Annotated in this window: 12 protein-coding genes, 1 other RNA gene and 2 pseudogenes; 14 read left to right on the top strand and 1 reads right to left on the bottom strand. The window is 69.2% G+C overall.

From position 1 onward, the window contains the following. Window positions 1–210 precede the first annotated feature (210 nt). On the bottom strand, window positions 211–2,223 hold the full coding sequence (tkt, locus tag DXK32_RS30850) for a transketolase (RefSeq protein ID WP_114861989.1): 2,013 nt from the start codon (window positions 2,221–2,223) through the stop codon (window positions 211–213). 328 nt (window positions 2,224–2,551) lie between these two features. Between tkt and DXK32_RS30845 the strand changes: the two genes are divergently transcribed. From DXK32_RS30845 to DXK32_RS30785, 14 genes and pseudogenes are all read left to right on the top strand, one after another. Then, complete coding sequence (locus tag DXK32_RS30845) at window positions 2,552–2,776, top strand: hypothetical protein (protein WP_114861988.1); 225 nt, start codon at window positions 2,552–2,554, stop codon at window positions 2,774–2,776. A gap of 3 nt (window positions 2,777–2,779) precedes the next feature. Then, window positions 2,780–3,094 carry a cell division protein ZapA gene (locus tag DXK32_RS30840; protein WP_109069617.1) on the top strand — a complete coding sequence of 105 codons (315 nt, stop codon included), beginning with the start codon at window positions 2,780–2,782 and terminating at the stop codon, window positions 3,092–3,094. A 13-nt stretch (window positions 3,095–3,107) separates the two neighbouring features. Beyond that, window positions 3,108–3,267, top strand: a non-coding RNA gene (gene ssrS / locus DXK32_RS30835) — 6S RNA. A 39-nt stretch (window positions 3,268–3,306) separates the two neighbouring features. Continuing rightward, window positions 3,307–3,930 (top strand): 5-formyltetrahydrofolate cyclo-ligase, encoded by a 624-nt coding sequence (locus DXK32_RS30830; protein ID WP_114861990.1) that lies wholly within the window; start codon window positions 3,307–3,309, stop codon window positions 3,928–3,930. Between the two features lie 12 nt (window positions 3,931–3,942). Continuing rightward, window positions 3,943–4,764 carry a TIGR00282 family metallophosphoesterase gene (locus tag DXK32_RS30825; RefSeq protein ID WP_035673994.1) on the top strand — a complete coding sequence of 274 codons (822 nt, stop codon included), beginning with the start codon at window positions 3,943–3,945 and terminating at the stop codon, window positions 4,762–4,764. A 201-nt stretch (window positions 4,765–4,965) separates the two neighbouring features. After that, window positions 4,966–5,718: a YebC/PmpR family DNA-binding transcriptional regulator gene (locus tag DXK32_RS30820; protein WP_114861987.1), complete on the top strand. Its 753-nt coding sequence runs from the start codon at window positions 4,966–4,968 to the stop codon at window positions 5,716–5,718. Window positions 5,719–5,747: 29 nt separating this feature from the next. After that, window positions 5,748–6,257 (top strand): annotated as a pseudogene (gene ruvC, locus DXK32_RS33345) (crossover junction endodeoxyribonuclease RuvC); the annotation flags it as partial. 9 nt (window positions 6,258–6,266) lie between these two features. Further along, on the top strand, window positions 6,267–6,830 hold the full coding sequence (locus tag DXK32_RS33580; protein WP_282184615.1) for an endonuclease domain-containing protein: 564 nt from the start codon (window positions 6,267–6,269) through the stop codon (window positions 6,828–6,830). Then, window positions 6,827–7,456 carry a Holliday junction branch migration protein RuvA gene (ruvA, locus tag DXK32_RS30810; protein ID WP_114861985.1) on the top strand — a complete coding sequence of 210 codons (630 nt, stop codon included), beginning with the start codon at window positions 6,827–6,829 and terminating at the stop codon, window positions 7,454–7,456. Before DXK32_RS33580 ends, ruvA begins: the two co-directional genes overlap by 4 nt. Then, window positions 7,453–8,544 (top strand): Holliday junction branch migration DNA helicase RuvB, encoded by a 1,092-nt coding sequence (gene ruvB / locus DXK32_RS30805; protein WP_114861984.1) that lies wholly within the window; start codon window positions 7,453–7,455, stop codon window positions 8,542–8,544. Before ruvA ends, ruvB begins: the two co-directional genes overlap by 4 nt. Then, on the top strand, window positions 8,537–9,016 hold the full coding sequence (ybgC, locus tag DXK32_RS30800) for a tol-pal system-associated acyl-CoA thioesterase (RefSeq protein ID WP_114861983.1): 480 nt from the start codon (window positions 8,537–8,539) through the stop codon (window positions 9,014–9,016). The genes ruvB and ybgC overlap by 8 nt, the downstream gene beginning before the upstream one ends. Before the next feature lie 5 nt (window positions 9,017–9,021). Beyond that, window positions 9,022–9,744, top strand: a complete 723-nt coding sequence (gene tolQ, locus DXK32_RS30795) for a protein TolQ (protein ID WP_114861982.1) — start codon at window positions 9,022–9,024, stop codon at window positions 9,742–9,744. A 1-nt stretch (window position 9,745) separates the two neighbouring features. After that, on the top strand, window positions 9,746–10,228 hold the full coding sequence (gene tolR / locus DXK32_RS30790; protein ID WP_014240514.1) for a protein TolR: 483 nt from the start codon (window positions 9,746–9,748) through the stop codon (window positions 10,226–10,228). Window positions 10,229–10,256: 28 nt separating this feature from the next. Next, window positions 10,257–10,493, top strand: a pseudogene (locus DXK32_RS30785) (hypothetical protein); the annotation flags it as partial.

The following is a 10,493-nucleotide window of genomic DNA, read 5'->3' as shown; positions in this document are numbered from 1 at the left end:
GTAGATGGCCCGCAGAACCAGACGGCCGATGCGGCCAAAACCGTTGATCGCTACCCGAACAGCCATTGTTTTTCCTCCAGTCTGGCATTCCCCGACCCCGAGCCATCCGGCCAGGGGCGGTAACTCCCAGCCCCGGATGTGTGGTCCGGGGCGGCAATTGTCAGCCCCGGACCGTCGGCCCGGAGCCCGATCCCGCGAACGCCCGCTCTTTTACAGGCGAGCCTTCGCCGCGGCGACCACGGCCTCGGCGGTGATGCCGAAGTGCTTGTAGAGTTCCTGATAGGGAGCCGACTCGCCGAAGCCGCTCATGCCGACGAAGGCGGTGGCCGTGGCGCCCGGATAGCCGAGCCAGCGGTCCCAGCCCTGACGGATGGCCGCCTCGACCGCGACGCGGACGCCGCTGCCCAGAACGGACGCCTTGTAGGCGTCGTCCTGCGCCTCGAACAGCTCGAAGCTCGGGATCGACACCACGGCGGCGCCGATGCCCTCGGCCTGCAGCGCCTTGCGGGCCTCGGCGGCCAGCGAGACTTCCGAGCCGGTGGCGAGCAGAGTCACCTTGCGCTCGCCCTCGGCCTCCAGGATCACGTAGCCGCCGCGGGCGGAACGGTTCTCGGCGGCGTGTTCGGTGCGCAGGGTCGGCACGTTCTGGCGGGTCAGCGCCAGGACGGACGGGCCGTTGACGCGCTCCAGCGCGATCTGCCAGCACTCCGCGGTCTCCACGGCGTCGGCCGGGCGCAGGGTCAGCAGGTTCGGGATGGCGCGCAGGGCGGCCAGATGCTCCACCGGCTGGTGGGTCGGGCCGTCCTCGCCGAGGCCGATCGAGTCGTGGGTCATCACGAAGATCGAACGCTGCTTCATCAGCGCGGCGAGACGGATCGACGGGCGGCAGTAATCGGCGAACTGCATGAAGGTGCCGCCGTAGGGGATGATGCCGCCGTGCAGCGCCATGCCGTTCATGACGGTGGCCATGCCGTGCTCGCGCACGCCGTAGCGGACGTAGCGGCCATTGAACTCGCCACGGCCCTTCACGTCGGCGGTGTTCTTCGCCTTGGTGTTGTTCGACGGGGTCAGGTCGGCGGAGCCGCCGATCATCTCCGGCACCGCCGGGACCAGGATGTCGAGCACGTTGCCCGAGGCGACGCGGGTCGCCCAGCTCGGCTTGTCCTCCGACACCTTCTTCTTGAAGGCGGCGATCAGCTCGTCCAGACCGGCGGGAACGCCGCGGTCCATGGCCGCCTCGAAGGCCTTGCGGGCGGACGGGTCCATCGCCGCGACGCGCTGCGCCCAGTCGGCGTAGGCGGCGTCGGCGCGGGTGCCGGCGGCACGCCAGGCGTCCAGCACGTCCTGCGGGACGACGAAGGCCTCGTGCGGCCAGCCGAGATTCTCACGGGTGGCGGCCACCTCGTCGGCGCCCAGCGGCGAGCCGTGGCAGCCGTGGGTGTTGGCCTTGTTCGGGGCGCCCTTGCCGATGATGGTGCGGCAGGCGATCAGCGTCGGCTTGTCGGAGGTCTGCGCGGCCTCGATGGCCTTGGCGACGGCCTCCGGATCGTGGCCGTCGACGGTCGCCGTGTTCCAGCCGTAGGAGCGGAAGCGGGCCGGCGTGTCGTCGGTGAAGCTGAGGTCGGTCGAGCCGTCGATGGAGATGTGGTTGTCGTCCCACAGCACGATCAGGCGGTTCAGCCCGAGATGGCCGGCCAGCGAGCAGGCCTCGTGGCTGACGCCCTCCATCAGGTCGCCGTCCGAGGCGATGACGTAGGTGAAGTGGTTGATCAGGTCGTCGCCGAAGCGGGCGTTGGTGATGCGCTCCGCCAGGGCGAAACCGACGGCGGTGGAGACGCCCTGGCCGAGCGGGCCGGTGGTCATCTCGATGCCGAGCGACGGATCGACTTCCGGGTGGCCCGGCGTCAGGCTGCCGAGCTGGCGGAAGCGCTTCAGCTCGTCGATGGTCATCCGCTCATAGCCGGTCAGGTAGCCCAGCGAGTAGATCAGCATCGAGCCGTGGCCGGCCGACAGGATGAAGCGGTCGCGGTCGGCCCAGGCCGGCTGCTTCGGGTTGAACTTCAGGAAGCGCGTGAACAGCACCGTGGCCACGTCGGCCATGCCCATCGGCATGCCGGGGTGGCCGGACTTCGCGGCCTCCACCGCGTCCATGGACAGCGCGCGGATGGCGTTCGCCATGGTGGTGATGGGGGCGGGCGGGGTGGCGGCGGAAGCAGCGGACATCGGGCAGGGTTCCTGAAGAATGGTCCCGTGGGCAGGCGGGCAGCGAGCGGTGTGGGCCGAATGGCGTCGGGCAACACCGATTGGGCGGGAAACAAGGCTTCCCGCAGGACGCGCGCACCATGCAGAACCCGTGTGCGCAGGTCAACACGGGAATGGGGATGGCGGTCCGGCTTCCGGCGCATTGTGACGGCGCCATTTCCACCGTGAACTGCGGCGTAATTCCGGTTGACGGGGCGGCGTGGCCGGCCCAACTGTAGCGCTCGGCATTTTATGCATGTGCGAACTGCTGCCCGCCCGCCGTCCATCCGTCCGTCAAGGTTCCCCGCCCATGGATTCCCTGAAAGCCTCGCTCGACCGCCTCGGCAAGGCCGTGGATCGCCTGGAGCATGCCGCGTGCGCCCGCGAGGAACGGGTGGCCAAGCGCGAGCAGGAGCTGAGCGAGTCCCTGCGCGAGGCCCGCATCGAGCAGGCGCGGGCCCAGGAGAACGCGGAAACCGTGTCGAAGCGTCTGGAGGCGGCCATCGGCCGTCTCGAAGCGGTTTTGGAGAACTGAGCCATGGCCCAGGTGGACATCGAGGTGAACGGGCGGGCCTACCGCGTCTTCTGCCAGGACGGCCAGGAGGCCCGCCTGCGTGAGCTGGCCGCCTTCGTGGACGCCAAGCTGAAGCAGGTGACCGGCGGCGGAAAATCCGGGTCGGAGGCGCAGATGCTCGTCCTGACCGCCATCGTCATGGCCGACGAGATGCAGGACGTGATGGCCGGCCGCGGCCTCGCCCCGCTGTCCACGATCAACGAGGCCGAAGTGGCCGCCGCCGTGGACAATGTCGCTTTGCGCATCGAAGAGGTTGCCGCGCGGCTCGAGCGCGCTTAAGTTAGTGAACGGAAGGTCGCTGCCTGGTTCGTCAGGTCGCAATAATCCCCAGGGCCGATAATCTTAGACTCTCGGGAGCTGTCCCTGTCCGGACCCTGGTCCGGTTACACGGCGCCCACCTGCTCTGCAGGTCATGGAGGATAAGCAATGCCAACGGCCAAGGCGGCACCTTCCGCCTCTCCCCCGAAATTCTCCGACCTTTCCAGGCGACGATGACCGACCCGCGCGCGGCCAAGGACGCCGCCCGAGCCCAGGCGCGCGCCCGGCGCGATTCCCTCAGCGACGACCGGATGCGCGCTTTTGCCGCGGACGCCCTGCGCGACCGCTTCCTGGAGGAGCTGGTCCGGCCGGGGTTACTCCCCGACGGTCCGGTCGCCGGCTACTGGCCGCTCGGTTCGGAACTCGACGTGCGGCCGCTGCTGCTCCATCTTAAGGCGGGTGGGCTTAGGACGGGCGGCCATAAGACAGACGGGCGCTCCATCGCGCTTCCGGTGTCCGGGCCGCGCGGGCAGGCGCTGACCTTTCGCGACTGGGACCCGGCGCAGCCTCTGGCCGCCGGCCGCTACGGCATCCAGGAACCGGGCGCCGACCGGCCCGAGGTGGTGCCGGCGGTGCTGCTGGTGCCGATGCTGGCCTTCGACCGCAGCGGGCACCGGCTGGGCTACGGCGCCGGCTACTACGACCGGACGCTGGACGCCCTTCGGGCTGTTCGCCCGGTGCTGGCGGTCGGCATGGCCTTCGCCGCGCAGGAGATGGACGCGGTGCCCTGCGGGGCGCACGACGAGCGGCTCGATTGGATTCTGACGGAGCGCGAGACGCTCCGCTTTACGCAGTGAAGGTTGGGGACGATGCGGCTTTTGTTTCTCGGTGATGTGGTGGGGCGGTCGGGACGCGACGCGGTGATCGCGCACATGCCGATGTTGCGCGACCGGTTGGACCCCGACCTGACCGTGGTCAACGGCGAGAACGCCGCCGGCGGCTTCGGCATCACCGTGAAGATCGCCGAGGAGTTCTTCGCCGCCGGCGTGGACGTGGTGACGCTGGGCAACCACAGCTGGGACCAGAAGGAACTGGTCGCGGCGATCGACCAGCAGCCGCGCATCATCCGTCCGCTGAACTATCCGGAAGGCACGCCGGGGCGCGGCTTCGTGCTGCTGCAGGCGCGGGGCGGGCGCAAGGTGCTGGTCATGAACGTGATGCTGCGCCTGTTCATGGACCCGATGGACGATCCCTTCGCCGCGGTGGACCGGGTGCTGCGCGCCCACCGGCTGGGCCCCAACGGCGCCGACGCCATCCTGGTTGACGTCCATGGCGAGGCGACCAGCGAGAAGATGATCATGGGCCATTTCTGCGACGGCCGCGCCTCGCTGGTGGTCGGCACGCACAGCCACGTCCCGACGGCGGACCATGTGGTGATGAAGGGCGGCACCGCCTATCTCACCGACGCCGGCATGTGCGGCGACTACGACAGCGCCATCGGCATGAAGAAGGAGGTCGCCATGGCCAAGCTGATCCGCAAGCTGCCGACCGAGCGGCTGAGCCCGGCGGAGGGCGAGGGCACCGTTTGCGGCTGCTACGTCGAGACGGACGACCGCACCGGCCTCGCCACCAGCATCCAGCCGGTTCGGCTGGGCGGGCGGCTGAGCCAGTCCATGCCGGTCCGGGGCTGAGCGGCGCCACCGCTTCCGGCTTCGCGGGGCGCAAAAGGGGCGCCCCAATACTGCCATATTGACTTTCTATATGGGTAGGTGTCGTCTCCGGCGCCGAAGGCGTGCGGTGGCGCACAAAGGCTGGTACATGTGTCCCACCGCTTTCCAAGCTGTTTCACAAGACCTTTGTCTCTTTGAATCCATCTGGGGCTCGTTCGACGCATGGCCGGTCATAGCCAATTCAAGAACATCATGCACCGCAAAGGCGCGCAGGACGCCAAGCGGTCGAAGATCTTCAACAAGCTCGCCCGCGAGATCACCGTGGCGGCCAAGGGCGGCCTGCCCGACCCGGCGGCCAACCCGCGCCTGCGCGCCGCGATCACCGCGGCCCGCGTGCAGAACATGCCGCGCGACCGCATCGACCGCGCGATCAAGCAGGGCACGCCCGGCGGTGGCGACGACGCGAACTACGACGAGGTGCGGTACGAGGGCTACGGCCCCGGCGGCGTCGCGCTGATCGTCGAGGCGCTGACCGACAACCGCAACCGCACGGCGTCGGAAGTGCGCTCGGCCTTCACCAAGTACGGCGGCTCGCTGGGCGAGACGAACTCGGTCAGCTTCATGTTCAGCCGCGTCGGCGCGATCTACTACCCGGCCGCGGCCGCGGCCGCGGACGCCGTGTTCGAGGTGGCCCTTGAGGCCGGCGCCGAGGACGTGGCGTCCGACGACAACGGTCACGAGGTCACCACCACGGTGGAGAATTTCGCGATCGTGCGCGACGCGCTGGAGGCCAAGTTCGGCGGTGCGGAGAGCGCGCGCCTGACCTGGAAGCCGCTGAACACCGTCGCCCCGTCCGAGGACGCCGCCGCCAGCCTGATGAAGCTGCTGGACGTGCTGGAGGACAACGACGACGTCCAGACCGTCGAAGGCAACTTCGACATCTCCGACGAGCTGATGCAGAAGCTGACGGCCTGATTTCAGGCCGCGGAGCGGAGGGAACCGGGGTGCTTGGGCAGGCCGGAAGGAACGGGGCGGCGCAACAGCCGCCCGTACGCCTGTTGGGGCTGGACCCCGGCCTCCGCCACACCGGCTGGGGCGTCATCGACGTGTCCGGCAACCGGCTGACCCATGTGGCGGACGGCGCCGTCCATTCCGACGGCGACCGTCCGCTGGCCGAACGGCTGTGCCAGATCCACGACGCGCTGACCCAGGTGCTGGAGCGCTACCGCCCCGACGAGGCGGCGGTGGAGGAGACCTTCGTCAACAACAACGCGGTCTCCACGCTGAAGCTGGGGCAGGCGCGCGCGGTGGCCCTGCTGGTCCCGGCGCTGGCGGGTCTGTCGGTGGCGGAATACGCCAACAACATGGTGAAGAAGGCCGTGGTGGGGCAGGGCCGGGCCGACAAGACGCAGGTCCAGGCCATGGTGCGCCTGTTGCTTCCCGGCTGCGCCATCACCACGCCGGACGCCGCGGACGCCCTGGCCGTGGCGATCTGCCACGCGCATCACCGCGCCAGCTGGCAAATGTGGCGGCGGGACGATGGCGTGTCCCTCTCCCCTCCGGGGAGAGGGTGGCCCGTAGGGCCGGGTGAGGGGGATGCGCGTGGCGGTGGGTTCGGCACACGCACACCCCCCTCACCCCAACCCTCTCCCCAGAGGGGAGAGGGGGTGTTGCTGCCGGTTGCGAAGGACAAGCCGGCGCCTTTGCACACCAATCGCGCCGTTCAGATGCGGCGCGATTCCACGGAAGTGGAAAAGATCATATGGCAACGTTTGCGGAACGCGCAGATGGGAGCCAAATTCCGTCGGCAGGAACCCATTGTCGGCTTCATCGTGGATTTCGTCGCGCACGACCATCGGTTGGTGATCGAACTGGACGGCGGACAGCACGCCGATCAGGCGCCCTATGACGAGCGCCGGACGCGCATGTTGGAACAGGCCGGTTTCCGTGTGCTGCGCTTCTGGAACAACGACGTGAACGACAATCTGGAAGGCGTTCTCGAAACCATCCGCACGGCGCTTTCCGCGACCACCGTGTTGCGCCGTGATCCCCTCCAGCGTTTGAGGGACAAGGAGAATTCCCCATGATCGCCAAACTCACCGGTGTCGTGGATTCGGTCGGGACCGACTGGGTGGTGGTGGACGTCAACGGGGTCGGCTATCAGGTCGCCTGCTCCAACCGCACGCTGTCGCGCATGGCGGTGGGGGAGCGGCGGGCGCTGGTCGTCGAGACCTTCATCCGCGACGACCGGATCACCCTCTACGGCTTCGCCGATTCCGGCGAGCGCGACTGGTTCCGGCTGCTGACCACCATCCAGGGCGTCGGCTCGCGCCTCGCTTTGTCGATTCTCGGCGTGCTCGACCCGGACCAGCTCACCCGCGCCATCGCCGCGCAGGACAAGACGGCGCTCACCCGCGCCGACGGCGTGGGGCCGAAGGTGGCCGCGCGCATCGTCAACGAGTTGAAGGACAAGGTGGGCAACCTCACCCTCGGCGCCTCGGCCGCCGCCGCTCCGGCGGCGGGTGGCAAGGCGGCGCCGGCGGCGGGCGGCCCCGACAACATGGTCATGGCGGACGCCGTCTCGGCCCTCGTCAACCTCGGCTACGGGCGGTCGGAGGCGTTCGGCGCCGTCGTGGCCGCCGGACGCAAGCTGGGCGACGGGGCGGGCGTGTCGGAGCTGATCCGCCATGGCCTTAAGGAACTCAGCCAATGACCGCCGACCAGAACGGCTCCGATCCCGACCGGCTGGTGCAGCCGGGGCGGGGTGCCGGCGACTCCGGCGAAGCCTCGATCCGTCCGCTCTCGCTCGCCGAGTTCATAGGCCAGCGGCAGGCGCGCGAGAACCTGTCGATCTTCATCCAAGCCGCCCGCGCGCGTGGCGAGGCGTTGGACCATGTGCTGCTGTTCGGCCCGCCGGGCCTGGGCAAGACGACGCTGGCCCAGATCGTTTCGCGTGAGCTGGGAGTGGGCTTCCGCGCGACCTCCGGTCCGGTCATCGCGCGGGCCGGCGACCTCGCCGCTCTGCTGACCAACCTGCAGCCGCACGACGTCCTCTTCATCGACGAGATTCATCGCCTTAATCCCGCCGTGGAAGAGGTGCTCTATCCCGCCATGGAGGATTTCCAGCTCGACCTCATCATCGGCGAAGGCCCGTCGGCGCGGTCCATCCGGATCGACCTGCCGCCCTTCACGCTGGTCGGCGCGACCACGCGCTCGGGCCTGATCACGCGCCCCCTGCGCGAGCGGTTCGGCATTCCCGTGCGGCTGCAATTCTACGAGCCGGACGAGCTGGAGCTGATCGTCCGCCGCGCCGCGGCCGTGTTCAACATGCTCATCACGCCGGAAGGGGCGCGGGAGATCGCCAACCGCTCGCGCGGGACGCCGCGCGTGTCGGGGCGGCTGCTGCGCCGGGTGCGCGACTTCGCCTCGGTGGCCGGCGTGGCGGAGGTGGACGCGCGCATCGCCGACGCCGCCCTGACCCGGCTGGAGGTCGACCGGCTCGGCCTCGACAGCATGGACCGGCGCTATCTCGGCATCATCGCCAACAACTACAACGGCGGCCCGGTGGGCGTGGACACGCTGGGCGCCGCGCTCGGCGAGCAGCGCGACGTGCTGGAGGAGGTGGTGGAGCCCTACCTGATCCAGCAGGGCTTCCTGCAGCGCACGCCGCGCGGGCGCATGTTGACCGACCAGGGCTTCCGCTATCTGGGCCTCAACCCGCCCTCGGCGCCGACCCGCCAGTTCGACCTGCTGGACCGGCTGTCGGAGGCCAACCCGGACCCGGAGGACGGCGATGCCTGACGGTCTTGGGGCGGCGAATCTCTCGGGCTGGTTTGACGAGAACGCGCAGCACAGGCTGCGCCTGCGGGTCTACTACGAGGACACGGACGCCGGGGGTCTGGTCTATCACGCCAACTACCTGCGCTTCTTCGAGCGGGCGCGCACCGAGATGCTGCGGCTGACCGGATTCACCAACGCCGGACTGGCCGAAAGCGACGGTGTGTCATTTGCGGTACGACGGGCGGAGATCGATTTTGTCGCTCCCGCAAAGCTCGAGGATACGCTTGAAGTGGTGACGCGAATCACCGATACCGGCGGTGCCTCCTTCGCAGTTGCACAACTTGCCCGTCGCGACGGCCGTGACCTCGCGCGGGCGGAGATTCAGCTGGCGATGATCAATTTGGCCGGTAACCGGGCCGGACGTCCCGCGCGCCTTCCGGCGCCGGTCCGCGAGGCGCTCATCGATTTGTACAAAAGGCAGAAGCGAGACTGACTGCGATGGATCTGAATTCCGCCCAGGTGGTCGGGGCCGCGGCGAAGGCTCACGACATCACGATGTGGGGCCTGTTCTGGCAGGCCGACATGATCGTCAAGGTCGTGATGCTGATGCTGCTGGTTGCCTCGGTGTGGTGCTGGGCCATCATCATCGAGAAGCTGATGCGCATCCGCCGCCTGAACGCGCAGGCGGACGCCTTCGAGGAGAGCTTCTGGTCCGGCGGCTCGCTGGACGCGCTGTACGACCGCATCGGCCAGAACCCGGCCGACCCGATGTCGGCGACCTTCGCCGCCGGCATGCGCGAGTGGCGCCACGCCGCCGACCGCGGCATCGGCTCCATGAAGGGCTCGCTGCAGCAGCGGGTCGAGCGCGTCATGTCGGTGACCATCGGGCGCGAGATGCTGCGCGCCGAGCGCTACATGACCTTCCTGGCCTCGGTCGGTTCGACGGCGCCCTTCATCGGCCTGTTCGGCACGGTGTGGGGCATCATGAACTCCTTCACCTCCATCGCCGCCTCGGGCAACACCAGCCTCGCCGTCGTCGCCCCCGGCATCGCCGAGGCGCTGTTCGCCACGGCGCTGGGTCTCGTGGCCGCCATTCCCGCCGTGATCTCGTACAACAAGTTCACCACCGACCTCGGCCGCTACGCCGACCGGCTGGAGACCTTCTCGGGCGAGTTCTCGGCGATCCTGTCGCGCCACCTCGAGGAGCGGGGAGCCGCCTGACATGGGAGCCCAGCTCGCAGGAAAGGGCGGCCACGGACGGGGCCGCCGCCGCGGATACCGTGCGATGGCCGACATCAACATGACGCCCTTCATCGACGTCATGCTGGTGCTGCTGATCGTCTTCATGGTCGCCGCACCGCTGCTGACCGTCGGCGTGCCGGTGGATCTGCCGAAGACCAACGCCGCCCCGCTGGAGGCGCAGAAGGACCCGCTGTTCGTGACCGTCCAGTCCGACGGCCGGGTCTATGTGCAGGAGACGGCGGTGGAGACGGCCAACATGGTGCCGCTGCTGATCGCCGTCACCAACAACAACCCAGACGCCCGCATCCTGGTGCGCGGCGACGCGAAGATCGCCTACGGCAAGATGCTGGAGGTGATGGGCACCATGAGCGCCGCCGGCTTCAAGAAGGTCGGGCTGGTCGCCGAGATGCCCAGCGGGCCGGGCGCCACCGGGCCGCGCGTCGGCGGCTCGGCGCAGCGCTGAGACGCCACGGCGAGTTGAAGGCTGACCCATGCGCAAACCCCTGATCGCCTCGGCAACGCTGCACGTCGCGCTGGTCGCGCTGTTCGTGCTCGGCATGCCGCCCAGCGATCGCAAGCTGGACATCCCCGAGTCCATCCCGATCGAGATCGTGGACATGGGCGAGGTGACCCAGGCCGCGCGCGTCGACAAGGGCGAGCCCAAACCGTCGGCGCCCAAGCCGCCGGTCCCCGAGGCCAAACCGAGCCCGCCGGCCCCCGCGCCGCCG

It is taken from the genome of Azospirillum brasilense, from assembly GCF_003349955.1.
Classification (GTDB): domain Bacteria; phylum Pseudomonadota; class Alphaproteobacteria; order Azospirillales; family Azospirillaceae; genus Azospirillum; species Azospirillum brasilense_B.
This window is presented reverse-complemented; position numbering and strand designations above follow the sequence as displayed.

Bases quoted from the DNA above. Each gene is read 5' to 3' on its own strand.
- ruvA (WP_114861985.1), top strand. From the start codon at position 6,827: ATGATCGCCAAACTCACCGGTGTCGTGGATTCGGTCGGGACCGACTGG.
- ybgC (WP_114861983.1), top strand. From the start codon at position 8,537: ATGCCTGACGGTCTTGGGGCGGCGAATCTCTCGGGCTGGTTTGACGAG.
- tkt (WP_114861989.1), bottom strand. From the start codon at position 2,223: ATGTCCGCTGCTTCCGCCGCCACCCCGCCCGCCCCCATCACCACCATG.
- tolR (WP_014240514.1), top strand. From the start codon at position 9,746: ATGGGAGCCCAGCTCGCAGGAAAGGGCGGCCACGGACGGGGCCGCCGC.
- DXK32_RS30840 (WP_109069617.1), top strand. From the start codon at position 2,780: ATGGCCCAGGTGGACATCGAGGTGAACGGGCGGGCCTACCGCGTCTTC.
- DXK32_RS30825 (WP_035673994.1), top strand. From the start codon at position 3,943: ATGCGGCTTTTGTTTCTCGGTGATGTGGTGGGGCGGTCGGGACGCGAC.
- tolQ (WP_114861982.1), top strand. From the start codon at position 9,022: ATGGATCTGAATTCCGCCCAGGTGGTCGGGGCCGCGGCGAAGGCTCAC.
- ruvB (WP_114861984.1), top strand. From the start codon at position 7,453: ATGACCGCCGACCAGAACGGCTCCGATCCCGACCGGCTGGTGCAGCCG.
- DXK32_RS30845 (WP_114861988.1), top strand. From the start codon at position 2,552: ATGGATTCCCTGAAAGCCTCGCTCGACCGCCTCGGCAAGGCCGTGGAT.
- DXK32_RS30820 (WP_114861987.1), top strand. From the start codon at position 4,966: ATGGCCGGTCATAGCCAATTCAAGAACATCATGCACCGCAAAGGCGCG.
- DXK32_RS30830 (WP_114861990.1), top strand. From the start codon at position 3,307: ATGACCGACCCGCGCGCGGCCAAGGACGCCGCCCGAGCCCAGGCGCGC.
- DXK32_RS33580 (WP_282184615.1), top strand. From the start codon at position 6,267: ATGTGGCGGCGGGACGATGGCGTGTCCCTCTCCCCTCCGGGGAGAGGG.